The sequence below is a fragment of the Legionella nautarum genome (assembly GCF_001467895.1).
GTDB classification, from domain to species: domain Bacteria; phylum Pseudomonadota; class Gammaproteobacteria; order Legionellales; family Legionellaceae; genus Tatlockia; species Tatlockia nautarum.
This window is the reverse complement of record NZ_LNYO01000017.1, coordinates 69,487-92,898: the sequence shown is the minus strand read 5'-3', so window position 1 is coordinate 92,898 and position 23,412 is coordinate 69,487. Positions and strand designations below refer to the sequence as shown.

Below are 23,412 nucleotides of genomic sequence, written 5' to 3'. Positions count from 1 at the left end.
GAAATTGCGCTTAAGTTTTTTTCACTTGCAACCATTGACTCATCAATTTATTTTTAATCACTTCGACAAGATAAAGATAGCAGGTTGTTGCAACAATTAAGAAAATAAAAAAGGAAAAGGGTAGGGGAACAAATCTTAAATAACTGGCGAGCGGGCTAAATGGCAATAGTATGCTAAAAGTTAATACTGAAAATACAGTGATCATTAAGGGAAGACTGGGTTTATTTTTAAACGGTGATCCCACTGTGCGAATGATAAAAATGACGAGAGTTTGTGTTGCCAAAGACTCTACAAACCAACCTGTCTGAAAGAAAGATTCAGAAGCTTTAAAATAATACAGCAAAACTGAAAAAGTAATAAAGTCAAAAATAGAGCTAATCGGGCCAATATAAAACATAAATTTGCGTATGACTTCGATGTTCCAATGTTTGGGTTTATTGATAAAACTAGGATCGACCTCATCGGTAGGGATGGATATTTGAGAAATATCATAAAGAAGATTATTAAGCAGGATTTGAGTCGGTTTCATGGGTAAAAAAGGAAGAAATGGAGAGGCCAAGGCCATGCTTAACATGTTCCCAAAATTGGAGCTTGTGCCCATCATTAAGTATTTCATGATATTACCAAACGATTTACGCCCTTCCATAATCCCATTTAACAAAACTTTTAAGTTATGCTCCAATAAAATAATACTCGCCGTTTCACGGGCAACATCAACTGCTCCCGAAACCGAAATTCCGATATCTGCACTATAAAGCGAGGGTGCATCATTAATCCCATCACCTAAATACCCTACAACATGGCCATTTGTGCGAAGAACATGCACAACACGCTGCTTTTGATGCGGTGAAAGCCGTGCAAAAATGACCGTTTCTTCAGCCGCTTTTGCTAAAGCGAGATCAGACATCTGTTCTATTTGCCCGCCCAGTAAAAGCCCTTTTGTTTTGAGACCAACTTTTGCACAAATATGGCGAGTAACTAATTCATTATCTCCCGTTAAAATTTTAATTTTTACGCCCGCCTGATTTAATTCGTCTATTGTTTCTCGGGCATCTTCTAATGGTGGATCAAGAAAAGCTAAGAAACCAGCCAAAGTTAAATCTTTTTCGTCATCTACCCCATAGGTTTGTTTAATTGCTGTTGAACGATAAGCGATGGCTAATACACGATATCCTTTTCGACTTAGGCTGTGAAACTGCTGTAAATAATGTTTTGTTATCTCATCACTAAGCAATTTTTCTTCGGTATCCGTTTTGTATTTCTTAGAGATTTTAATAATATTTTCAGGCGCCCCTTTCGTTATTATTAAATGCAATCCTTGTTTCTCAACGACAATACTGGAGCGTTTTCGCTCAAAATCAAAGGGAATTTCATCAATTTTTATATAACCCTGCTGAGCAGGATGAGCATGTTGCAAAATTGCGCTATCGAGAGGATTAATGCCTGATTTTTTTAATAAGGCAGTATCAAGGGGATTTTTTATGTTAGTACTAAATAAGCTGCTCAAATAGGCTAGCAGTAAAACGTAGTCAGATTTTTTTCCAAAAATATCGCTGTATTTTTCTAAAGTCATTTCACCTTGAGTTAAGGTTCCCGTCTTGTCAGAGCATAAGATGTCCATACTGCCAAAATTTTGAATGGCTGCTAAGTTTTTAACAATAACTTTCTGCTTTGCCATTTTTAAAGCCCCTGCGGTTAAAGTCACTGTAGTAATCATGGGTAAAAATTCAGGAGTAAGCCCCACAGCTAGGGCAATTGAGAACAACAGTGATTCCAGTGGAGGATGTTTTAGATAAAGATTAACTAGAAATACGAAGAAAATAAGGAAAAAAACGGTTTTCATAATAAAAAAACTGAAGCGCAAAATCCCTTTTTCAAATTCGGTTTGTGGAGCAGAAACAGAGATGCTAGCTGCAATTTGTCCAAAAAAAGTATCTTTCCCCGTCACTAAAACTAAGGCTGTTGCATAGCCGCTAACAATAGAAGATCCTGAAAATATCGCATTGATTGCTTCTATAGGGCTGCTAGGAACATTCAAGGTGGCGGCGGCTTCCTTTTCTATCGGCAATGATTCCCCTGTTAGGGCAGCTTGCTGTACATGTAAGTCTTTGGTGTGAAGCAATAAACAATCAGCCGGAACTATATCGCCAGAAGATAAATAAATAACATCGCCAGGTACCAATTCACTGCATGGTACATCTTGCTCGCTACCGTTTCGCAATACGGTTGTTTTTATTGATACATGTTGTTGCAATTTTTCAGCGGCAACTAAAGAGCGATGAGTTTGCAAAAAATCGAGACCGATACTAATACCGACAATAACAAGGATAATCATGGCATTAATTGAACTGCCCGTAAAAAATGAAATAAGGGCGGCAAGGATTAAAATAAACACCAGAGGGTTAGTCGAATGCGAAATAGCTTGCCAAAAATGAGAGCGGTAGGGCACTATTATGATTTTGTTTGCACCATATAGTTTAAGACGTTCTGAAGCCTCAGTGGCAGTAAGTCCCTCAAGCGAGCTTCCTAACTCTTGCAAAGCTTGAGAGGGTTTAAGTGATAATAATGCCCTCAGATCTTTTTGCATTTTTTATCCAAAGATGGGCTCTTATTATTTTTTTTCCACAATTTTATAGGTCACTGTAATACTAGCCTTTAGTGAATTAGCAATAAAGCAACGATGATGTGTTGCTTCAAAAAGTTGCTCTACTGCTTTTTTGTCTGGTTTATTCTCGTCTTTAAACGAAACTGTTGGGGATAGAAAAATATGTGAAACGGCATGTTGCACTTCATCGACGGAACAAGTGGCATGATCCGCATAGCTATCAACCACATAGCCTTTTTTTGCACACAAAGAGAGAAAAGTAAGTAGAAAACAACTTGAAAGAGAAGCCGTGAGTAATTCTTCAGGACAATGAAATTGAGGGTTGCGTATAAAATGAGCCGAGGTATTAACTTCTAGTTTGGGTCCACCATAGAAGAATACTGTGTGCTTGCGATTATAGGTTTGATAATTAAAATTATCTGACTCGCGTTCCCATAAAAGACGAATATTATATTCAGACATAATCAAAGTCCTTGTATTAGAGGTACCTCTTCCTATTAAATGAATAAAAGCTCTTATATAAGTTTAATCCATTTAAGGATTTTTGGTATTGAATTCCACAAACGCAGAACTCCCATCAACTACTTAGGTAAATCAATTTTAATTTTCTGTCCTATTGCTAATCTTAAGGCATTAATAATTGCAATAATATCAATGAATTCCTGAAGTAGGGCTCCGGCCACTGGCGGAATAAACCCGGCAGCAGCAAAAACCATCCCAATAATACTGAGAATCATCCCACCAATAGCGCTTTGTGCAGCAATTCGACGGGTACTTATACTTAAATGAATTAATTCATCTACCTTGCTTAATGTACTTTCCATAATAATTGCTCCCGCTGCCTCTGAGGTAATCGCACTATGTTGGCCAAAGGCTATGCCAACAGTTGCAGCTGTTAACGCGGGGGCATCATTTATTCCATCACCCATAAAAACAGTGGGTGCTTTTTTTCGCTCTTGGCGAACAATAGTAAGTTTTTGCTCAGGGCTTTGAGAGGCATAAATTTCTGTTAAATTGAGTAAGGTGGCTAAATATTCAACCTCGGATTGGCGATCACCTGATACAAGCATCACTTTTTTAAATTGATGAGACGGACCTAAATGGCTAATGAACGGTTTGCTATCAGAACGAGGGGCATCTCTAAAATGGAGTGCAGCAGCATAACGCTGATCAATCAAAATAATACATTCTAATCCAGGTAAAACAGGTGGCAGCAAGGCTTTATCAGCAGGGCTCATCTCTAGAAGTTTTTTTCTGCTGATGATGGAAATAGCATGCTTATTAATGGTTCCTTGTAAACCGCAGCCAGGTTTTTCCGATAGGTTAGTGACCTGAAGCAGATTGATGCCCTGTTTTTTTGCTTCATTAAGAACCGCATAAGCAAGAGGGTGCTTGGAGTATTGTTCTAGGCTTGCAACGTACTGTAAAATTTTTTCTTTTTGATAATCGTCAACTGCAACTATTTCGGTTAATGAGGGTTTGCCATAAGTAAGGGTACCTGTTTTATCAAAAATAGCTGTTTTACAAAGGGGTAATTGCTCTAAAATGGCTGGATCTTTAATAATAATGGCTTGTTTAGCTGCTTTTGAAACCGCACTGATTAAGACGATGGGAATTGCGATTAATAAAGGACAAGGAGTAGCAATGACTATCACAGCCAGAAAGCGTAATGCATCCCCAGTCATATACCAAGCTAATAAAGCGAAAAAAAGAGCAAGAGGAGCAAAAATGGCGCCAATTTGATCGCCCAGCCGTCTGAGGGTGGGGCGCTTTTGTTCTGCTTCTTCTAACACTTTTACGATAGCTGCATAGCGCGAATCGGATGGAAGCGAAGTGGTTTGCACCGTAAGCGCAAAATCTCGATTGATAGCACCTGATAAAACATAAGTACCTGGGGTTTTCGCGATTAGATAAGGTTCCCCAGTTAAATAAGATTCATCCATAGTACCTTGCCCATGAATAACTAAGCCATCGACAGGACAGGTTTCGTGAGGGTAAATAACAACTTGATCCTTTATTTGAATAGTTGATAAGGGAATATCTTCAATATGATTATTTGTTTGTCGATGAGCAATTGAGGGCATGCGTGCAGCCAATGCCAATAGCGCAGAAGCCGCTTTGCGTCTGGCATAGGTCTCCAAAGTTTGGCCACTAGCCAGCATGAGAATAATTAAAGTTCCTGCTAAATATTCATGCAAAATAACACTCGTTACTAAGGCAATTGCTGCAAGTGAATCTGCCCCTAAATTACCTTTAATTAATTTAGACAAAATTTGGAAAAATAAAGGTATCCCGCCAATTATTATAATGAATAACAAGGGTAAATCAGCATTCCCAAGGGAGAAGGCTTCCATTAAAAAATGCAAGCAAATTGCAAACAAGGAGGTTAATGCTATGCAAGATTGCCATCGAGCTAATATAGTTATAATTGCTACTCCATAGTTTTCTCTAGCTTAAATAAATTATCGCCTTAGCTAGTGTCCTTACGCTCTTCAACTTTAATGTGATGAGAGGGCATCTTTTTAATTTTAGCCAAGTTTGCTTAACTCTGTGGAGAGACTTAGTCCGCCTAATATCAGACTAAAACAAGCAATAAAAAATCCCAAGGCTTTTGAAATAAAAAAGGAAACTTTATCAGCCCGCTGAATTAATGAGGAGACAATAAGCCCATTTAAACCATCTGTTGCCATCATTCCTAACATAAAAACCACGCCAAGCAAAGCTGAAAAAACCCAAGGTTTATTCGAAGACATAGAAAGAGAAAATAAGGTAATTTGACTAAATGTATCAAAGGAAAAAGCAAATAAAGCACCAGTTAGGATAATCCAAAAGGCATTAAATTGTTTGAGATAACGAATAAAAAAAGTCCGAATGCTACTCGGCGCGTGAAATTTTTTCCCATGTCGTACTATATTGTGAAGGGTTAGAAACCCAAAGAGTAGTAAAAAAAATATGGATATAAAACTACCTAGCGGTTCTAGCCATGCTGGAAACTGTGAGCGTATAAAGCCATTATTGATTATCATGCTAAGGATAATTACCACTAATCCATGTCCTAAGGAAAATAAGAAACCTACGCGTTTAGATAACTGATTATTAGCTCTGACCGTGCGAGTAATTGTATCAATAGTTGCTAAATGATCTAAATCGAGTCCATGACGAAGGCCCAATCCAAATACAAAACTAATTATTAATATAGAAGAGTTTGTTGTATTAATGACTTTGCTCCTTTGCTAAAAACAAGTTATTTTAATTTAGCGCTTATCTATCATTTATCCAGGCTATGCACGAATTAACCCTCTCTCGCAACATACTTGAAATTATTAAACAACACGCCTCTCAAATGAGTTGCCGAGTGGTTAAAAAAATTTATCTGGAAATTGGCGAGTTAATCGCAATTGACCAAGCGTCTTTACAGTTTAACTTCGCGATTGTAGCAAAGGGAGAAATAGCTGAAAATGCAACGCTTGAAATGGTTGAAATCAAGGGGCGGGCTGTCTGTGACTTTTGCAAGAAAACTGTTATGCTTAAAAACTATTTTGACGGCTGTGAAAATTGCGGACAGTATTCATTGAAAATAATCCAAGGTGAGGAATTGCGAGTTAAATCCATGGAGGTCGAATAATGTGTGGGGTTTGTGGTTGCTCTAGTGAGCAGAATGATCATCAGGAGGCTAATGGTTTTCATCCTCATCACCATCATAGTTCAGAAAAACTAATTTCAATTGAGCAAGAGATATTGGCAAAAAACAATGAATTTGTTCATGCTAATCAACAGACTTTTTTAAAAAAGAAAATTATCGCAACCAACCTCATGTCGAGTCCTGGTTCGGGTAAAACAACCTTGCTTGCCAAAACAATTGCCGATCTAAAATCTCGCTTGAACATAGCAGTCATAGTCGGTGATCAGCAAACTAATTACGATGCAGAAAAAATCAAATCAAGTGGCGGTGAAGCTGTGCAAATCAACACAGGCAGGGTCTGTCATCTGGATGCTCATATGGTTGGTCATGCTATTGAAAATTTGTCGATAAAAGAACAGTCCCTTCTTTTTATAGAAAATGTAGGAAATCTTGTTTGCCCAGCGCTTTTTGATTTAGGCGAAGCCTATAAAGTCGTCATCCTTTCGGTAACAGAAGGGGATAATAAGCCTTTAAAATACCCAGACATGTTTCGCAGGGCGGATATAGTGTTGTTAACAAAAATGGATTTACTGCCTTATGTTGATTTTGAAGTGACCCAATGTATCGCTTATGCAAAACGAATTAACCCCAAGGTTGAGGTTTTGCCCCTTTCTGCAAAAACAGGGATAGGGTTAGATAAGTGGTATAAATGGTTAGAAGCGATACGAGTTAATGGCTAATTTAGAACGACTACAAATATTGATCAAAGGTCAGGTTCAAGGAGTTGGATTTCGCCCTCATGTTTATCGAGTTGCGCAAAGCTTGAATCTAACAGGATGGGTGCAAAATAATGCTTTAGGCGTCTTAATGGAAGTGCAGGGGATATTAGCTTCATCCTTTCTTGCCCAACTTATTGAGAGTCTCCCTCCCTTAGCAAAAATTAATTCCGTTGAAAACAAGCTTGTCGCCTTAATTAATAATGAACATTCGTTTGATATTATCGAAAGCCAGAAAAATGGTGCTTCAGCTAGTATGATTTCCCCGGATTTAAGTCCCTGTGCAGATTGTTTAAAGGAGCTTTTTGACCCTACTAGTCGGTATTATTACTATCCTTTTTTAAATTGTACTCAATGTGGTCCACGATTTACCATTACTCAAGCCCTACCTTATGACCGCTGCCAAACATCGATGAGTGAATTTCCTTTGTGCTCAGCATGTCAGCAAGACTATCTCTCGCCGATGAATCGTCGTTATCATGCTCAGCCAACTGCCTGTCGTCATTGTGGGCCGGCACTTTCTGTTTCCCTACAAAAGATTGTTCAAGCTCTGGGCGAAGGACAAATTGTTGCGCTTAAAGGGGTAGGTGGCTATCAGCTACTTTGTGATGCAAGAAATGAAGAAGCAATTCTAAGATTGCGTAAGAAAAAATATCGTGAAGTAAAACCCTTAGCAATACTGGCTCTTAATTGCCTGAGTATAGGACAATTCGCTAAAGTAAGTCATGAAGAACAAGATTTGCTTACAAGTCAGGCACGGCCCATTGTGCTACTGCGAAAAAAGAATAATGCATTACCGCAAGCTATCGCACCGGGTTTATCTTGTTTGGGAGTAATGTTGCCTTCTTCACCCCTGCATTATCTATTGTTTCATGGGCTTGCGGGTAATCCTAAAAATGTCGATTGGCTTTATGATTTTCATCCCTGGCTGCTGATAGCAACTAGCGCCAATCTTGCCGGCAACCCCTTAATAATAGAAGATGAAGAGGCTTCTCAAGAACTAAGTTCAATTGCTGATTTAGTTGTTTCTTATAATCGTAAAATATATACCCGCGCTGATGATTCGGTGATACGAATTATTAACAAATCACCTACTTATTTAAGGCGGGCTCGTGGGTTTTCACCAATAAGTATTCCATTGCCCTTCTCTATTCCTTCAACCTTAGCTTTAGGTGGACATCTTAAAAATACCTTTTGCATAACAAGAGGCGAAGAGGCCTTTGTCTCGCAGCATATTGGAAGCTTGACGAATAAAGAAACTATCCATTTTTTTCATAAGACACTCAATCACTGGATAAGATTTCTTGATATCAAAATCGAACGCATTGCTTGTGATTTGCATCCTGATTTTTATACTACAAATTTTGCTAGAAGTTATAAACTTCCAGTCATTTCAGTGCAGCATCATCATGCTCATTTAGCTTCTGTAGCTGCAGAACATCATCTCGTTGAGCCCGTATTAGGTTTGGCGCTAGATGGGTATGGATATGGGTGGGATGGCCAGGCATGGGGCGGTGAGCTTTTTTTAATGAAAAAAACGAAAATTCAACGTTTGGCACATTTTTATCCTCTACCTCAGCCCGGTGGGGAGCGAGCAGTGCATGAACCATGGCGGATGGCTGCCGCTGTTTTAAATTGCCTGGATAAAGAAGAAGAGATTATACGACGTTTCTGCAATCAGCCTATGGTTGCAAATGTTTCTCGCTTATTAAAAAATAAGCAGACTCTACCCCGCACAAGCAGTTGTGGTCGACTTTTTGATGCAGCAAGTGCTTTATTAGCTGGTAATACGCTTTCGCAATATGAAGGACAAGCACCAATGCAACTGGAAAGCTTAGTCACTAACCCGCAAGTTCTTTCTGATGGCTGGACTTTTGATCAAGAGCAATTTAATTTTTTACCAACTTTTAGGCATTTACTGAATATGGACTCTCGAGAAGGTGCGAATGCGTTTCATGGGACTTTGATCGCTGGTTTAGCTGAGTGGATTTTAAATTACGCAAGAAAAACGGCGATTCATCGTATTGTGTTAGGTGGAGGTTGTTTTTTAAATCAGGTACTTACAGAGGGTTTAACGAAACAGTTAGAAGCTCATGGATTAAAGGTTTATTTACCCCGTCAATTACCTGCCAATGATGGAGGTATTTCCTTAGGACAGGCCTGGGTAGCCGCTAATCATTCTGAGGCCGAATTATGTGCTTAGCGCTTCCTGCTCAAATAATCCGCTTATTTGACCCTCAAAGGGCTTTAGTGAATCTTGGAGGCATCCAAAAAGAAATTTCGCTTGCTTTATTAGATCAAGTTAGCGAAGGAGATTACGTGATTCTGCATGTGGGATATGCGTTAACCAAACTGGATGAAGAAGAAGCGAAAAAGACCTTGGCATTGTTTGCTGAAATGCAGGGGCAGGCGAGATGAAATACATTGAAGAATTTCGTGATGCCGAATTTGCACAAGCTATTGCAAAAGAAATTAGCTGCCAAGCTATACCGCAATATCATTATCGATTAATGGAATTTTGTGGGGGACATACACACACGATACACCGTTATGGCCTTCCGAGTCTTTTGCCTGCTAATGTAGAACTGATCCATGGACCAGGCTGTCCAGTTTGTATTTTACCTATTCATCGTATCGATAAGGCTATTGCTTTAGCGTCTTTACCCCAGGTCATATTTTGCAGTTACGGTGATATGTTGCGTATACCTGGTTCAAATCAGCAAACACTATTACAAGCTAAGGCAAAAGGAGCAGATATTCGCATGGTTTATTCCGTGGATGAAGCCCTCCGTATTGCACAGCTAAATACAAACCGAGAAGTTATTTTTTTTGCGATCGGATTTGAAACGACTACCCCACCAACAGCTTATGCACTTCTTGAAGCAAAACGCATGAACCTTCGTAATTTTAGCGTTTTCTGTAATCATGTATTAACGCCAGCAGCTATGAATTCACTTTTACAAACTCAAAATAACGAAGCAGTTCATCAGTTGGATGGCTTTGTAGGACCAGCCCATGTAAGTATAGTGACTGGTAGTAGGGTCTATGAATCTATAAGTCGAAAATTTAAAAAACCGATTGTAATTTCAGGATTTGAACCACTCGATGTATTGCACTCTATTTTAATGCTTATCAAGCAAATTAACCGCAGGAGTAATGAGGTTGAGATTCAGTATACTCGAGCAGTTACTCGCCAAGGAAATTTAAAGTCACAAGCAATAATGAATGAAGTATTTGCCCTGCGTACTCTTTTTGAATGGCGGGGATTAGGCAATATTCCAGAGAGTGCTGTAGAAATTAGACCCAGCTATTCGCTGTTTGATGCGGAAAAACGATTTCCACTGCCTGATTCACAAGGAGTGGAGCACAAGCAATGCGATTGTGGTTCTATCTTGCGCGGGCTTAAAAAACCCACAGACTGCAAGCTCTTTGCTAAGGTATGCACACCACAAAATCCATTAGGCTCATGCATGGTTTCTTCTGAGGGAGCTTGTGCTGCCGTATATGCCTATGGGCGGAGAAATTAATGATGGAAACTTCAATTAAAAGAGCGCCTGGACCCAAATTAAATCTAAAAACTGGAGTTATTGAGTTAAGTCATGGTAGTGGTGGACGCGCCATGATGCAATTAATTAATGAGCTTTTTTTACCCGCATTTAACAATTCATGGCTCGATCAAAAAAATGATCAAGCTTGTTTTACAGTGGACTCAGGTCGTATGGTCATGACAACCGATGCGCATGTGATTTCTCCCTTATTTTTTCCCGGTGGCAATATCGGTTTGTTGGCAGTACATGGAACGATAAATGATGTTGTCATGTCAGGAGCAAAACCCTTGTATTTATCGGTCAGTTTTATATTAGAAGAAGGGTTTCCGCTTGTTGATCTAAAAAAGATCGTCACTTCCATGGCTGATGCAGCGCTGGCGGCAAAGGTTGCGATTATTACAGGTGATACGAAAGTTGTAGAGCGCGGTAAAGGGGATGGGGTCTTTATTAGTACAACGGGCTTGGGAGTAGTTCCCGAAGGCATTCACATCTCTGGCAATCAGGCAAAGCCAGGGGATAAAGTAATTCTCAGTGGATATATTGGGGATCATGGGATTGCAATTTTGTCTCAACGGAATCATTTAGAGTTTTCTACTACTATTCAGTCGGATACTGCCGCTTTGCATGATTTGGTGAGTCACATGCTCAATGCCGTACCTTCTATTCATTGCTTGCGTGATCCAACACGAGGTGGAGTGGCATCGACTTTAAACGAATGGGCAATGCAATCGCAAGTAGGTTTTATTATCGATGAAACGCAAATTCCTATCCGCACAGAAGTAGCGGGTGCTTGTGAACTTTTGGGTTTAGATACTTTGTATGTAGCAAATGAGGGCAAGCTCTTGGCTATCTGTGCTGCAGAAGATTCTGAGAAGCTTATTAGGGCAATGCGCTGCCATCCTCTGGGTGAGGAGGCCGCTATTATTGGTGAGGTGGTTGAAGATCCTTATCATTTTGTACAACTTCGCACAAAGCTAGGCGGATTGCGCATTATGGATTGGTTGAGCGGTGAACAATTGCCACGAATTTGCTAATTAAGCTAAGGATAAAGCGCTTATGGAAAATTGCTATTTTCTGCCCCATGAAAAATTGCAAGCACTAATCGATAAGGTGCAAGAATTAGGTTTTTCTTGTGTGGGACCTCAAGTTCGTGACGGTGCAATCGTCTATGATACCCTTAATGACGCGAAACGGCTGCCTTGGGGCTTTCGCGATCATCAAACTCCCGGTAAATATCGTCTTGAAACATTGCCTATTCAGCGCGCTTTTTCATGGGCCAATGGCCCTCAGGCAATTAAGCCTTTGCTTTTTAAACCGAGTGAAACGGTTTGGCGTGTTGAGCGAAACAATGCAGGAAAATTGGAATTTAAACCTTATACGGCTAATGAATCGCCCATTGCAATTATCGGTGCTCGTTCTTGTGATTTAGTCGCTATGGCTATTCAAGATAAGGTTTTTTTAGCATCTGAATATCAGGATGAACGTTACCGTAAGCGGCGAAATGCCTTATTGGTTATTGCTGTTAATTGCGGTTATTCCTCAAATAATTGCTTTTGCGTTTCTGCGGGAACAGGACCAGAGGTTCAAAATCCTTTTGATCTGCTAATGACTGAATTGGATTTAGGGTTTGTCATAAAAAGTGGTAGTGAGCAAGGCCAACATTTAATTTCAACTTTAAATTTGTCATTAGCAACCCTACAACAATGTCGAGAAGTTGAACAAGAAATTACAAATGCTGCTGCTATGCAGACAAAACGTATTCCTCTGGATAATGGACCAGAGTTAAAAGATTTATTATTTGCCAATTTAGGTCATCCGCGATGGGACGAAGTTGCAGAACGTTGTTTATCCTGTGGCAATTGTACTTCAGTTTGTCCGACCTGCTTTTGTCATAGTGAAACAACCAATCATAGCTTGGATGGTAACAGCGGTGAATTGCAGCGTGAATGGGATTCTTGCTTTACAGAAGGCCACAGTTATTTAGCCGGCCATCCCATTCGCGATACGACTAAAAAACGCTACCGCCAATGGTTAACACACAAAGTAGGTAGCTGGTTTGAGCAATTTGGCACGAGTGGCTGTGTTGGTTGTGGACGTTGTGTCACTTGGTGTCCGGTAGGAATTGATATTACCGAAGAGCTGGCTGCGATTTCTGGCGAATCCAATCTGCGAGATAAGCAATAATCATGGATGCCTATATTCCGCACACCGCAAAGATTAAAGCTAGGCGACAAGAATCCCCTACAATTTTTACTATTGACCTCGAGTTTATAGATCAAGCGCATCAACAGGTTTTTTCATTTAATCCAGGTCAATTTAATATGCTTTATCTCTATGGAGTTGGCGAAGTGGCCATTTCTATTAGCTCCGATCCAGCGGAACAAACCTATTTAAGCCATACCATACGTGCTGTCGGACGAGTAACCAATGCAATGCAGAAGCAATTAAAAAAAGGCGATTTTGTAGGTATTCGCGGGCCATTCGGCAAGGGTTGGCCTTTAAATGAAGCTTTAGGCAAAGATATCCTTATCGTAACAGGTGGTTTAGGCTGTGCACCCACAGTATCAGTGATTAATTATATTTTAGCGAGACGTCAACAATATGGCGCATTAAAAATATTTCAAGGCATAAAGCACAGTGAGGATTTTATTTTTCGTAAACAGTATGAAAAATGGCAAATGACACCCCAAACTGAGGTTTATATTGCAGCTGACCAAGCTGGACCGAAATGGCCTTGGAGCGTTGGTTATGTCACTGATATGATTTCATCGCTGCAACTAAATCCTAGTAATACTGTGGCAATGATGTGCGGCCCCCAGGGTATGATGCTTGCCGCCGCCTTAGCCTTAATGAATCAAGGCGTTTCCGAGGAAGCTATTTTCCTGAGCATGGAGCGGAATATGGAGTGTGGAATAGGTCATTGTGGCCATTGCCAATATGGCGGTTTATTCGTCTGTAAAGATGGGCCAATTTTTTCCTATAATCGTATTAAAACCTTATTTACAGAGCCTGGGTTCTAACATGAAAAAACCGCGTTTGGCTGTCTACAAATTTACTTCTTGTGATGGTTGCCAGTTAGCTTTTTTAAATGCAGGAGAAGCTCTGCTCCTGTTATCTGAACTGGTCGAATTCACTTTTTTTGCTGAAGCAGGGGCGCTTTCCCGTAAAAAAGTGGATATTGCTTTTGTAGAGGGAAGTATTTCCACACCCGGAGAAATTGAGCGAATAAAAAAAATTCGAAAAAATTCTACTTTTCTTATTACTATCGGTGCTTGTGCAACCGCTGGAGGAATACAGGCTTTACGGAATGCTGCAAATTATGAGGAATGGATGTCAAGCATTTATGCCTCCCCCCAGACAATTGCTTCTATGAATATTTCTACCGCCATTTCTCATCATGTAAAGGTTGATTTGGAGTTATGGGGATGCCCTGTTAACACGGGCCAGGTCATGGATGCGATTCGTTCTTTATTATTTGGAGCCTTTCCGCAAATTAAGCGGGATGCAGTATGTCTCGAATGCAAGCGTAAAGGGCATGTTTGCGTATTAGTAGCTAAAAATGAACCCTGTATGGGACCTGTCACTCAAACAGGGTGCGGTGCTTTATGTCCAGGGCTGGGACACGCATGTTACGCTTGTTATGGCCCTTCGCAAAATCCTAATACACATTATTTAGGAGAGTGGTTTGCCAAAAATGGAAGTCGTTACGATCAAATCGCCAGGCAGTTTTTACATATTAATAATCAGGCTCCCGTGTTTAATCAAGCAGGTAATTATTTTAAAGGGATAAAAATTGTCAAAGAGTAAGGAAAAATTAATTGAAGTGCCTATTCTTGCCCGTGTTGAAGGAGAGGGGGCGCTTAGGATAAAAATTAAGCAGAATAAAATTCAAACCTTAGAACTTAAAATTTTTGAGCCGCCGCGTTTATTTGAAAAATTTTTAGAACAACGTGATCATAGCGAAGTATTAGATATAGTGACTCGTATCTGTGGTATTTGCCCGGTTGCCTATCAAATGAGTGCCACCCAAGCCCTTGAGAATTGCTTTAATTTGGAGATAAGCCCTTGGATCCGGGAAATGCGACGTTTGTTTTATTGCGGAGAATGGATTGAAAGCCATAGTCTTCATATTCATCTTTTAGCTTTGCCTGATCTTTTGGGCTTTAACACTGGCATCGAAATGGCTAAAAGCTATTCTCATGAAGTTCGTCGCGGTTTGCGCTTGCAGGCATTGGGAAATGAAATCATACGTATATTCGGCGGACGATCTGTTAATCCAGTGGGAGCAAGAATTGGAGGCTTTTATAAAGCGCCAGCCCCAGTACATATGCAAACATTACAGCAAAAAATCATCTCTTCTTTTGGGGAATGCGAAGAACTCATTCGCTGGATTACCACCTTGCCTCTGAGTAAAGATTGCCATGATTTTACTTCTGTTTCATTATTTCATCCTCAAGAATACCCCCTCAATGAGGGGCGCATTGTTTCTGATAAAGGACTTAGCATATCGATTGAAGAATTTGATCATTACTTTAAAGAACATCAGGTTCCTTATTCCAATGCCCTTCATTGCTTATTAAAGGGAAAGCCCTATTTAGTTGGTCCTCTAGCCCGTCTTAATATAAATTTTGCACGCTTACCGCAGCAAATTAAAAAATTATTAAACGAATTAGGCATTCATTTCCCAAGTAAAAATATGCACCATAGCATCTTAGCTCGTGCGATTGAGGTGTATTTCTGTTTTATAGAGGCAGCCCGTATTTTAGAAAATTACGCATTACCCGAGGCTTCTTATATTCCGGTGACAATTAACCCAGGCAAAGGTTATGGATGCACCGAAGCCCCGCGAGGTTTGCTGTGGCATTGTTTTGAAATTAACGAGGATGGACTTGTTAAATCAGCTCGTATTGTTCCTCCAACCAGTCAAAACCAAGCAAGTATTGAAGAAGACCTAGCCATTTCCTTGCAACAATTTGGTCTTGAAAAATCAACTGAAGAATTAAGACGTTATAGTGAAATAATTATTAGAAATTATGATCCCTGTATCTCTTGCTCAACCCATTTTTTAACTCTTGATGTGAAGCGTGATGATTGAGTTATTGGTAATTGGGCTGGGTTCACCGTTTGGTGACGATCGTATTGGTTGGGATGTTGTGCAGTTATTACAGCAAAGAAGAGCACTTACTGCTTATACTGAAAATCAATTGCAATTTGCTTGTTATGACCGGCCGGGTTTAAATTTACTTGAATTAATACAAAACGCAAAATCCGTTTTTTTAATCGATGCAGTGAGAACAGGGGCTGAGATTGGTACATTAGTTTGTCTTAAAGAAGATGAAATTAATGTAATTAATACAATAGGAACTACTCATCATTTTGGCGTAGCAGAAGCAATCCAAATGGGAAAAGTTCTTAACCTATTACCGCAGAATCTCATTTTATATGGAATAGAAATCGACGAGCTTAATTTTCAGTTTGAAGTTTCAAAGCTGCTTAAAAAAGCACTGCAAGCTTTAATAGAGCAAATTGAAAAAAATATTATTACTCATATGAATAGCCTGAAATCCACTTCGTAGAAGTTTGTATCGCTTATGTTTTGTTGCTTTCTTAAAGCGTAAACGCTAATGATTGCGATGGCAAAAATAAGTTATTTTGAACAACATAAAACTATTCTTCTATTCGTGGATTCCACAATAGCTAAAAAATTACTACAATGTAGCTAAAGATAATCACCAAGGATGTGTCATGTCAGACCCTAAATCTATAAGTTTAATGGATGCTATTTATAATCGCCGTTCGGTAAGAGATTATCTTCCCCAGAAAGTGAGCAAGGATCTAATTAATGTACTCCTTGATGCTGCAGTACAAGCACCTTCTGCTCTCCATGAAGAACCTTGCGCTTTTGCCATCATACAGAACCAAAACATGCTAGATCGCTTATCTGAATCTGCAAAAAAAATATTGCATGATGAATCGAGTAAAACTGAGTCAGAAAAAAGAAAACGTATCCTTGATGTGGTGGATCGAGAAGAGTTTCATGTCTTTTATAACGCGACTACACTAATAGTCATCTACAGCAAATTCCAAGACTCTTTTGTCGCAGCAGATTGTTGGCTAGCTGCTGAAAACCTTATGCTCAGTGCTTATGCTTATGGCCTTGGCTCTCGGGTCATTGGTTTTTCTGTCGCCGCCTTGAATTTACCTGAATGGAAAGCTGAAATAGGCATCCCAAAGGAAATGACTGCTGTTGTACCAATAATTTTAGGTGTCCCTAATAACCCTTCGTTATCATCAGGTCGAAAATCCCCCGAAATCCTCGCCTGGAAATAATACCAATGGGGTGATAGAGTAATAAATTTAACACAGGATTAACTATAGAATCATTAGGTTAATTTTTTTACTCCCAGGCAATTCCTTCCCTTGATTCCAGCTAAGTGGCGTGATCGTTTTGGGGATTGTTTCTGATTACGAAGAGAGATAATTCAGAACAGTTCGCACAATTTATGGAGGCTTATTTTTGTATGTTGCTACTAAATTTGAGGTTAAGGAGGCTTCACTGGAAGAGTAACCAGGAATTATGATTTTATATTAATTTTACTATAATCTTCCCGTTTTATTAATTAGTAAACATACTTGTCTTGGTACAAAATCCGTCTTTGAATTTTCGTTTCTTTAAAAAGGTAAATATATGTTTAAAAAAACATTCTCTTCAAAGCAAATTTATGATCTAACTGCACCAATAACATCTAAGACGGTAGTTTATCCGGGTGATCCATGCTTTAGTACCGAAGACGTTTTATCGTTAGAAAGCGGATCTCAGTTTCACTTATGCCACATGCACTTGGGAAATCATACTGGTACCCATATCGATTATCCTGCCCATGTCATTCAAGGAGGCAAAACCAGTACAGATTTCCCTCTACAAGCTTTGATTGGTTCTGGTCTGATCATTGAAGTACCTGATAAAGAAATGTCCATAACGAAAACATTTATAAAATCCCAAGATTCGATCTCCCAGAATGATTTTGTATTGTTTAAAACTGCAAATTCCAAAATATCAAAACAAGCAAAATTCACTGAAAAATACGTATATATCGAACCCGATGCAGCAGAAGTGTTAATAGAGAAAGGAGTTAAAATAGTAGGGATTGACTATATAAGTGTTGATTCATATGAAGCAGAAAATCTCCCTGTACACCATTCTCTTTTATCTAGAGATATATTGATTGTCGAAGGGTTAGAGTTAAAGGGGGCTCCTTTGGGTAGATGCGAAATTTATATTATGCCGAATAATATTCCAGATATGGACGGTTTGCCGGTTCGAGTTATAGCAAAGTTATGAACCTCAAAATTAATCAAGGAAATGGATTGATTCCAGCATCTTTTGTGTCTGGAGTAATCCTTTTTTGGCTGGCTTGATAATCTCCTCATGTTGACGAGCCACATAAGATACCGTTATTCCGTTTTGGTAAGTCTCTTAGATAATTTGATGTTTCTCAAATATTGTCCAGTGACGTTTCTTAGAAGTAGAACATATATCGATAGCTGTAGATATAGTTATGTTACCAGTTAACATAGCCTAGTGTTTTGTGTGTACTTGTTTCCTAAAATTAACTGGAACATATCAAATTATCATTTGATATCCTATCTACCAAAACCAGTTTTTCTGCAAAGGTTTCAAAGAAAAGAGAACCAATATTATTAAGTATACCCACCATTTGACCTGACCAAGCATTGGTATCAAAGTAACAATAATACATGCGGCAAAAAACATAACTAATGATAATAGTACTTGCAGAGATGGCGTGTTGGATTTAACACAAGGGTTAAATTTAGATAATAATGTTTCCCCTGGCTGAGAAATCAAATGGATAATTAATGGGAAGGCGCAAATGACTAACACTATCAAATAGAACCACCATGCAATACCCATTAAAGGAGGATATACAGACAGGATCATTAAACCAAAAACAAAATACACTAACATGACAAAGATATAATCTATAACCTCAAAACGACGCAATTTTTCAGACAAGAAGATTTCAGCAGACATATTTCTATCCTATTAAAGCGTTTCTTATTCTAAGTATAATGCATGTTGCTTAAAATTTACCCAACTGGAAGTCCAAATAGAATGAGGAGGATTAGTGCTAAGGCTAATAATTGATAACCTAATCTAGAACGGTAGGGATAACCCATATTTTTTTTCAAGAAGGCGGTCACGAGTACCTGTAGAGTATAGTAAAGTGCAAAAGCTTTAGAGGCTATGGTGATGATTTCATAAATATTGGTCAACCAGGTAAGGGCTATAGCAATGAGGGTTAATAACAAATAGCTTTGTTTGGTATTAATGAACTTATTGAAGGTTTCCGAGATAAGTCCACCACCGCCTATAGTATCAGCAATGGCTGCTGAAAATTGACTCATAACCGCGGCAATAATCAGCAAAGCAGGCATGATAGGAGCAATAACATGGCATATATCAATGACAGAGGTTTCTGATATGCTCTTGATGTCATTAAAAACAATCATGGAAAGACCCACGAAAACAACGTAAATGACACCTGAAATCCATTGCGCATATTTCATCGTATTGATTCGTAGCTCGGCACTATAATCTTCGCCTAAATATCTGGAGGTTTCAAAGCCCTGAATGATAATAAGCATTCCTAATACCTGCCTGATGCTAAGAATCAATGATTCATGAGAGGTGCTTTGTAATACCCAAGAACCCTCATTCAATTCAACAACGTTAAAAACAATCAAACTGATGATAATGGCACTGATAATAGCCAGTTTGGTATTTACTGAATAAATTTCGAACCACTCAAGCATTTTCAAACCTCTAAATCGGCCTACTAGTCCAATGAAGATTAAGATTGCTGTAGTTAAGGATTTCTCCATTAAGATTTGATGAACACCGGCGCCACGAAAAATAAATGCTGACAACAGTTTCAAATAGAAAGCCACTGAGATGAAGTAAGCTAAACCAAGTATCGGTCGTGATAGGATTTCTATATTTTTAATTAAAGGGGGGAGTGTTTCATTAGCTAGCCGGGGTTCTAAATGTAAAATATTAAAACGTACACTTGAGCCTAAAGCATAGGCAAAAATTACAATTACCAACATCACCACTGGGGCCATCTGACCGGTCGCATAAACCAAAAGTGGGGCTGAAACCAAAAAGCCGCTTCCTATAATTGAGGCTAATGGAGTTACTGTGGCGTGCCAAATAGACGAGGCGCGTAATTTTCGATTGAATAGAATACAGAGGCTTATTATCGTTATTAAAACAACCAGTGCATTATTCATCTCTATCCGGCATTATTTTTTAATTTAATTTTAGGCTTCTGTTCTATAATGAAATTATTCTTTTAAACATTCAACAAATTAATTCTATTGGGTATTTTATTTCAAGTGGAATTAAATTCAGTAAGGCTGCTGCCTTTTTTAGGATTTCTTTTGTATAGACATTTCTTATCCTTTTGACTCCTTGTTGATCTCTTAACAAGGTGTACGGCTATTCGAGGAGGGATCAAATTTAATTATTTTCGATTAGAGGTATTCCAAGTAGATGCTGCTTTACTATGAGGTTTATTTTTCTCAAAATTTAATTCAATTAATTGTTGATTGGTTAACTGCAATGTCTTTGGTTGCAACCGCGATACCTTATCCTCTTCATGACAAGTTAAAATAAGGCCGCATTGTTTTGATTTCTCTTCTAGACTATTTATCAGAACCGATTGCGAGTTTTGATCTAAGCCATTAAGTGGTTCATCTAAAATGATAAAATCAGGGTTTCCCATTAACGCTGTAACTAAAATAAATTTCTTTTTAGTGCCAAACGACATGGCTGAAATTTTAGGGTATGAAATAACTGATACTCATTTTCTTCTTGTTGGAAAACTGAGAACAAGGTGGATAGGGTATAGGTATTAAACCCTAAAATAGTAATAAAAAATCCTAAGTTATCGTGTTTAAACTGCTCTGCTGCGGTTAAGTAAAGTAAAAAAATGTTAATCAGTGTCGAGGTCAGTATCTTGGTAAGGAATACTTTTTTATGCTGCTTATAAATCGCATATTGGATGGTAAAATAAAGTTTCAATGAATTAGAGGATTGCTTTTTATGGTGCTTTTTAGCTAATTGCCCTGCTTTAAGGGTTTTATCTGCAGGCTCCGTTTTCCAAAAAAGCATTATGCTGAACAAACTTGTAAGAACCGCGCCGGCAAAATGAATAAAAATCATTGTTGATGTAGAAATAAACGCAATTGCAACTAAATTAAGAAGTAATAGTAGCAAGTGTTTTCTATTGCCATATAAGTTGTTTAGTAATAAAACTAAGTAGTTAGCGATAAACGAGAGATATAAACATAAAAGAGAAACCGCCATCCAGGGATTGGTTGATTCGGTGTAGATAAAACTCGCCCCTAAAGCAATCGAAAGCCAAATTATATTAAGGGAAATCGCTAGTACAATAAAATCGATTTTTTTATGGGCGCTAATTGAGATATCAAAACTAGTTAAATAATCTCTAAATGGACCGCCTTTAATAAAATTGGCTTGGGCATTGGTTAGCACCAGTGAAACAACTAAGATACTTCCAATAAAAAGCAACTTTAAAGGTATCGTTGTTGTTGAATCAACAATGGAAAAAAAAGGCATGCCAATTTTAGGAAGATTTTCGATTCCAGGTACTAATAAACAAATAATAAAAGCTAGTAATAACTTGTGTCGGGTTAAATAATCAGATGTTTTATTAACGTAATTTTTTATTCGGTATTTACAGAATAAGCGGTTGAATTGAATTTTATCAGATAAAATATTTTCTAGCATATTGCTTCTTCTTGGCCCGTCATAAAGTCAAATAATAATAAATTTAAATTATCTTTTATGCGCATTATTATAACAGTTCCCTAAGCGCTTACACAGTAATTTAAACGAGGTTAAACGTGGTTATAATGCTTAGTTATTATCAATTTAGGATGAGCAAAAGAGCCATTCATTGATTTGTGTCAGGCTAAGGTCTAAAGAGTAGGCAGGAAATCTTATGGGTGTGGATATTACTATATTTCTCCCTACTGATGTGCTAACCAATCTTCAAAAGTTAGCGCAAAACGAAAATGATCTTGCCAGAGACCGTTAATTTTTAAATAACGCGGAGAAAACCCTTCTTTGATAAAACCGTTTTTTGTTGCCAGTTGTATCGATGCAGAATTTGTAGGCTGGATATTGGCTTCAATCCGATGAAGATCTAATGTTGTGAATATTTCTTTAAGGACTAATTTTAATGCCTGACTCATTAACCCTTGCCCCGCATACTCCGCAGTGGCGTAATAACCTAAATAAGCACTTTTAAATAAGCCATGCATAATGCCGCTAATATTAAAAACACCTATAATTTTTTGGTTATCATTCCAGGCAATATAATATCGTTCCGTGTTTTGTTCGCTCTTATTAAAATAAGTTTGAAATTCTTCAGAAGTACAGGGTGCAGTTACAAAAGGGAAATGAAAATCCCGGCTATTTTTCATTGCAGAAATAAATACAGTTTCATCCTGGGCCGAAGGTTGATGTAAAAAAATCATTTCTAACTCAGCTAGCATTTAATTTAGCAGAATTTTATACCACGCTGCTTTGCTTCTCAAATCAATATATCAACTGTCTATTGGGATATTAATAATTCTAAAAAAAATATAAATTAGGGATAAATTATTGTTGAATTTAATACTCATATATATTTTTTGGCAATTAGATAATTTGCTTTAACTGGAAAATTAAACCATCTTTTCCTTCATAGGATTTTAAAGAGGATTCAACCTTCTGAACAATCTTGTTTATTATTTCTTCATGATTATTTTTTGGTAAATTATTTATTAAAGGAGAACCATAAACTCTATGCCATACAAAATTTTTAATAGATGGAAAAGAAACGAAATTATCAACAACCTGAACGCTAACTGAATTAAATCCAACAGCTTCGGTAATCCCCCCGAAAAATAAGTGATGTCAAAAGTAGAATTTTCTCATACGCTATATTGGAGGAGATTCTTCATGAAAAGATCAAAATTTACAGATAGCCAAATCCTGTCCATTCTAAAACAAGCCGAAGGCGGCACCCCTGTATCAGAACTCTGCCGAGAACATGTTATTAGCGCAGCTACATTTTACAAGTGGCGGGCTAAATTTGGAGGAATGGATGCATCGATGATGTCGCGGCTAAAAGAGCTGGAAGCTGAAAATAGCCGGCTTAAAAAGATGTATGCAGAGGAACGATTAAAAGCAGAGATACTCAAAGAGGCCATTGAAAAAAAGTGGTAACACCGTCACGCCGACGAGAATTGGCGAGAAAGGCGGTGGCTAATAAGGATATTTCGATTCGCTTGTCGTGTGAGTTATTTGGTCTCAGTCAGACCTGTTATCGGTATCAGCCACAATTAGACGATGAAAATGTAATCATAGCGGATTGGTTGATGCGTTTAACCGAGAATCAACGTAATTGGGGTTTTGGCTTATGTTTTCTCTATTTGCGTAATGTGAAGGGGTTTGTTTGGAATCACAAACGCGTTTATCGAATCTATCGGGAATTAGAACTCAACATGCGGATAAAACCCAAAAAACGGTTAATAAGGGAAAAGCCAGAGGCATTGGCGGTACCAACTGCAATCAACGAATGCTGGTCGATGGACTTTATGCATGATCAGTTAGAAGATGGTCGGAGTTATCGGTTATTTAATGTGCTCGATGATTTCAACCGCGAAGGTCTTGCTATCGAGGTTGATTTATCTTTGCCGGCAGAGCGGGTCATACGAACTCTTAATCAAATCATTGAATGGCGTGGCAAACCCCGGCAAATACGTTGT

Annotated in this window: 22 protein-coding genes and 1 pseudogene; 14 read left to right on the top strand and 9 right to left on the bottom strand. The window is 38.5% G+C overall.

What is annotated here, in order from left to right; translation table 11 throughout:
- Nucleotides 1-10: 10 nt before the first annotated feature.
- The 4 genes from mgtA to Lnau_RS09745 all read right to left on the bottom strand — a co-directional run bounded on the left by mgtA (nucleotide 11) and on the right by Lnau_RS09745 (nucleotide 5,823).
- Entirely contained in the window at nucleotides 11-2,587 is a 2,577-nt protein-coding gene (gene mgtA, locus Lnau_RS09760) for a magnesium-translocating P-type ATPase (protein WP_058504959.1), read from the bottom strand.
- A 24-nt stretch (nucleotides 2,588-2,611) separates the two neighbouring features.
- Nucleotides 2,612-3,067 (bottom strand): OsmC family protein, encoded by a 456-nt coding sequence (locus Lnau_RS09755; protein WP_058504958.1) that lies wholly within the window; start codon nucleotides 3,065-3,067, stop codon nucleotides 2,612-2,614.
- A gap of 119 nt (nucleotides 3,068-3,186) precedes the next feature.
- Nucleotides 3,187-4,959 carry a heavy metal translocating P-type ATPase gene (locus tag Lnau_RS09750; RefSeq protein WP_083503815.1) on the bottom strand — a complete coding sequence of 591 codons (1,773 nt, stop codon included), beginning with the start codon at nucleotides 4,957-4,959 and terminating at the stop codon, nucleotides 3,187-3,189.
- 174 nt (nucleotides 4,960-5,133) lie between these two features.
- A complete protein-coding gene (locus Lnau_RS09745; protein WP_058504956.1) occupies nucleotides 5,134-5,823 on the bottom strand; it encodes a HoxN/HupN/NixA family nickel/cobalt transporter in 690 nt (229 codons plus the stop codon).
- 65 nt (nucleotides 5,824-5,888) lie between these two features.
- Between Lnau_RS09745 and hypA the strand changes: the two genes are divergently transcribed.
- From hypA to Lnau_RS09680, 13 genes are all read left to right on the top strand, one after another.
- Nucleotides 5,889-6,230, top strand: a complete 342-nt coding sequence (gene hypA, locus Lnau_RS09740) for a hydrogenase maturation nickel metallochaperone HypA (protein WP_058504955.1) — start codon at nucleotides 5,889-5,891, stop codon at nucleotides 6,228-6,230.
- A complete protein-coding gene (gene hypB / locus Lnau_RS09735; RefSeq protein WP_058504954.1) occupies nucleotides 6,230-6,967 on the top strand; it encodes a hydrogenase nickel incorporation protein HypB in 738 nt (245 codons plus the stop codon). The genes hypA and hypB overlap by 1 nt, the downstream gene beginning before the upstream one ends.
- On the top strand, nucleotides 6,960-9,206 hold the full coding sequence (gene hypF / locus Lnau_RS09730; RefSeq protein WP_058504953.1) for a carbamoyltransferase HypF: 2,247 nt from the start codon (nucleotides 6,960-6,962) through the stop codon (nucleotides 9,204-9,206). The genes hypB and hypF overlap by 8 nt, the downstream gene beginning before the upstream one ends.
- Nucleotides 9,197-9,421: a HypC/HybG/HupF family hydrogenase formation chaperone gene (locus Lnau_RS09725; RefSeq protein ID WP_058504952.1), complete on the top strand. Its 225-nt coding sequence runs from the start codon at nucleotides 9,197-9,199 to the stop codon at nucleotides 9,419-9,421. Before hypF ends, Lnau_RS09725 begins: the two co-directional genes overlap by 10 nt.
- Nucleotides 9,418-10,530: a hydrogenase formation protein HypD gene (gene hypD / locus Lnau_RS09720; protein ID WP_058504951.1), complete on the top strand. Its 1,113-nt coding sequence runs from the start codon at nucleotides 9,418-9,420 to the stop codon at nucleotides 10,528-10,530. The genes Lnau_RS09725 and hypD overlap by 4 nt, the downstream gene beginning before the upstream one ends.
- Nucleotides 10,530-11,585 (top strand): hydrogenase expression/formation protein HypE, encoded by a 1,056-nt coding sequence (gene hypE, locus Lnau_RS09715; RefSeq protein ID WP_058504950.1) that lies wholly within the window; start codon nucleotides 10,530-10,532, stop codon nucleotides 11,583-11,585. The genes hypD and hypE overlap by 1 nt, the downstream gene beginning before the upstream one ends.
- Before the next feature lie 22 nt (nucleotides 11,586-11,607).
- Nucleotides 11,608-12,735: a 4Fe-4S dicluster domain-containing protein gene (locus Lnau_RS09710; protein ID WP_058504949.1), complete on the top strand. Its 1,128-nt coding sequence runs from the start codon at nucleotides 11,608-11,610 to the stop codon at nucleotides 12,733-12,735.
- Nucleotides 12,736-12,737: 2 nt separating this feature from the next.
- Nucleotides 12,738-13,571, top strand: coding sequence for an FAD/NAD(P)-binding protein (locus Lnau_RS09705; protein WP_058504948.1), 834 nt, complete (start codon nucleotides 12,738-12,740; stop codon nucleotides 13,569-13,571).
- Between the two features lies 1 nt (nucleotide 13,572).
- Nucleotides 13,573-14,358: an NADH-quinone oxidoreductase subunit B family protein gene (locus Lnau_RS09700; protein WP_058504947.1), complete on the top strand. Its 786-nt coding sequence runs from the start codon at nucleotides 13,573-13,575 to the stop codon at nucleotides 14,356-14,358.
- Nucleotides 14,345-15,646: a Ni/Fe hydrogenase subunit alpha gene (locus Lnau_RS09695; RefSeq protein WP_058504946.1), complete on the top strand. Its 1,302-nt coding sequence runs from the start codon at nucleotides 14,345-14,347 to the stop codon at nucleotides 15,644-15,646. The genes Lnau_RS09700 and Lnau_RS09695 overlap by 14 nt, the downstream gene beginning before the upstream one ends.
- Complete coding sequence (locus tag Lnau_RS09690; protein WP_058504945.1) at nucleotides 15,639-16,127, top strand: hydrogenase maturation protease; 489 nt, start codon at nucleotides 15,639-15,641, stop codon at nucleotides 16,125-16,127. The genes Lnau_RS09695 and Lnau_RS09690 overlap by 8 nt, the downstream gene beginning before the upstream one ends.
- A 169-nt stretch (nucleotides 16,128-16,296) precedes the next feature.
- The gene (locus Lnau_RS09685) at nucleotides 16,297-16,881 is read left to right on the top strand and encodes a nitroreductase family protein (protein WP_058504944.1); all 585 of its coding nucleotides are present in this window, start codon (nucleotides 16,297-16,299) and stop codon (nucleotides 16,879-16,881) included.
- Between the two features lie 358 nt (nucleotides 16,882-17,239).
- A complete protein-coding gene (locus tag Lnau_RS09680; RefSeq protein ID WP_058504943.1) occupies nucleotides 17,240-17,893 on the top strand; it encodes a cyclase family protein in 654 nt (217 codons plus the stop codon).
- A gap of 306 nt (nucleotides 17,894-18,199) precedes the next feature.
- On the opposite strand, the gene Lnau_RS09675 is transcribed toward Lnau_RS09680, so the two are convergent.
- From Lnau_RS09675 to Lnau_RS09655, 5 genes are all read right to left on the bottom strand, one after another.
- Nucleotides 18,200-18,604 carry a hypothetical protein gene (locus Lnau_RS09675; protein WP_058504942.1) on the bottom strand — a complete coding sequence of 135 codons (405 nt, stop codon included), beginning with the start codon at nucleotides 18,602-18,604 and terminating at the stop codon, nucleotides 18,200-18,202.
- A 56-nt stretch (nucleotides 18,605-18,660) separates the two neighbouring features.
- The gene (locus tag Lnau_RS09670; RefSeq protein ID WP_058504941.1) at nucleotides 18,661-19,863 is read right to left on the bottom strand and encodes a hypothetical protein; all 1,203 of its coding nucleotides are present in this window, start codon (nucleotides 19,861-19,863) and stop codon (nucleotides 18,661-18,663) included.
- Nucleotides 19,864-20,096: 233 nt separating this feature from the next.
- Nucleotides 20,097-20,402: a P-loop NTPase family protein gene (locus Lnau_RS09665; RefSeq protein WP_058504940.1), complete on the bottom strand. Its 306-nt coding sequence runs from the start codon at nucleotides 20,400-20,402 to the stop codon at nucleotides 20,097-20,099.
- Nucleotides 20,369-21,385 (bottom strand): hypothetical protein, encoded by a 1,017-nt coding sequence (locus Lnau_RS09660; RefSeq protein ID WP_058504939.1) that lies wholly within the window; start codon nucleotides 21,383-21,385, stop codon nucleotides 20,369-20,371. The genes Lnau_RS09665 and Lnau_RS09660 overlap by 34 nt, the downstream gene beginning before the upstream one ends.
- Before the next feature lie 242 nt (nucleotides 21,386-21,627).
- The gene (locus Lnau_RS09655; RefSeq protein ID WP_058505024.1) at nucleotides 21,628-22,137 is read right to left on the bottom strand and encodes a GNAT family N-acetyltransferase; all 510 of its coding nucleotides are present in this window, start codon (nucleotides 22,135-22,137) and stop codon (nucleotides 21,628-21,630) included.
- A 466-nt stretch (nucleotides 22,138-22,603) separates the two neighbouring features.
- Here Lnau_RS09655 and Lnau_RS09645 point away from each other — a divergent pair.
- Nucleotides 22,604-23,412, top strand: a pseudogene (locus Lnau_RS09645) (IS3 family transposase); the annotation flags it as partial.

Bases quoted from the DNA above. Each gene is read 5' to 3' on its own strand.
- Lnau_RS09685 (WP_058504944.1), top strand. From the start codon at position 16,297: ATGTCAGACCCTAAATCTATAAGTTTAATGGATGCTATTTATAATCGC.
- hypD (WP_058504951.1), top strand. From the start codon at position 9,418: ATGAAATACATTGAAGAATTTCGTGATGCCGAATTTGCACAAGCTATT.
- hypE (WP_058504950.1), top strand. From the start codon at position 10,530: ATGATGGAAACTTCAATTAAAAGAGCGCCTGGACCCAAATTAAATCTA.
- Lnau_RS09710 (WP_058504949.1), top strand. From the start codon at position 11,608: ATGGAAAATTGCTATTTTCTGCCCCATGAAAAATTGCAAGCACTAATC.
- Lnau_RS09750 (WP_083503815.1), bottom strand. From the start codon at position 4,959: ATGGAAGCCTTCTCCCTTGGGAATGCTGATTTACCCTTGTTATTCATT.
- Lnau_RS09725 (WP_058504952.1), top strand. From the start codon at position 9,197: ATGTGCTTAGCGCTTCCTGCTCAAATAATCCGCTTATTTGACCCTCAA.
- Lnau_RS09660 (WP_058504939.1), bottom strand. From the start codon at position 21,385: ATGCTAGAAAATATTTTATCTGATAAAATTCAATTCAACCGCTTATTC.
- mgtA (WP_058504959.1), bottom strand. From the start codon at position 2,587: ATGCAAAAAGATCTGAGGGCATTATTATCACTTAAACCCTCTCAAGCT.
- Lnau_RS09755 (WP_058504958.1), bottom strand. From the start codon at position 3,067: ATGTCTGAATATAATATTCGTCTTTTATGGGAACGCGAGTCAGATAAT.
- Lnau_RS09655 (WP_058505024.1), bottom strand. From the start codon at position 22,137: ATGATTTTTTTACATCAACCTTCGGCCCAGGATGAAACTGTATTTATT.
- Lnau_RS09670 (WP_058504941.1), bottom strand. From the start codon at position 19,863: ATGAATAATGCACTGGTTGTTTTAATAACGATAATAAGCCTCTGTATT.
- Lnau_RS09690 (WP_058504945.1), top strand. From the start codon at position 15,639: ATGATTGAGTTATTGGTAATTGGGCTGGGTTCACCGTTTGGTGACGAT.
- Lnau_RS09705 (WP_058504948.1), top strand. From the start codon at position 12,738: ATGGATGCCTATATTCCGCACACCGCAAAGATTAAAGCTAGGCGACAA.
- hypF (WP_058504953.1), top strand. From the start codon at position 6,960: ATGGCTAATTTAGAACGACTACAAATATTGATCAAAGGTCAGGTTCAA.
- hypB (WP_058504954.1), top strand. From the start codon at position 6,230: ATGTGTGGGGTTTGTGGTTGCTCTAGTGAGCAGAATGATCATCAGGAG.
- Lnau_RS09680 (WP_058504943.1), top strand. From the start codon at position 17,240: ATGTTTAAAAAAACATTCTCTTCAAAGCAAATTTATGATCTAACTGCA.
- Lnau_RS09700 (WP_058504947.1), top strand. From the start codon at position 13,573: ATGAAAAAACCGCGTTTGGCTGTCTACAAATTTACTTCTTGTGATGGT.
- hypA (WP_058504955.1), top strand. From the start codon at position 5,889: ATGCACGAATTAACCCTCTCTCGCAACATACTTGAAATTATTAAACAA.
- Lnau_RS09675 (WP_058504942.1), bottom strand. From the start codon at position 18,604: ATGTCTGCTGAAATCTTCTTGTCTGAAAAATTGCGTCGTTTTGAGGTT.
- Lnau_RS09665 (WP_058504940.1), bottom strand. From the start codon at position 20,402: ATGTCGTTTGGCACTAAAAAGAAATTTATTTTAGTTACAGCGTTAATG.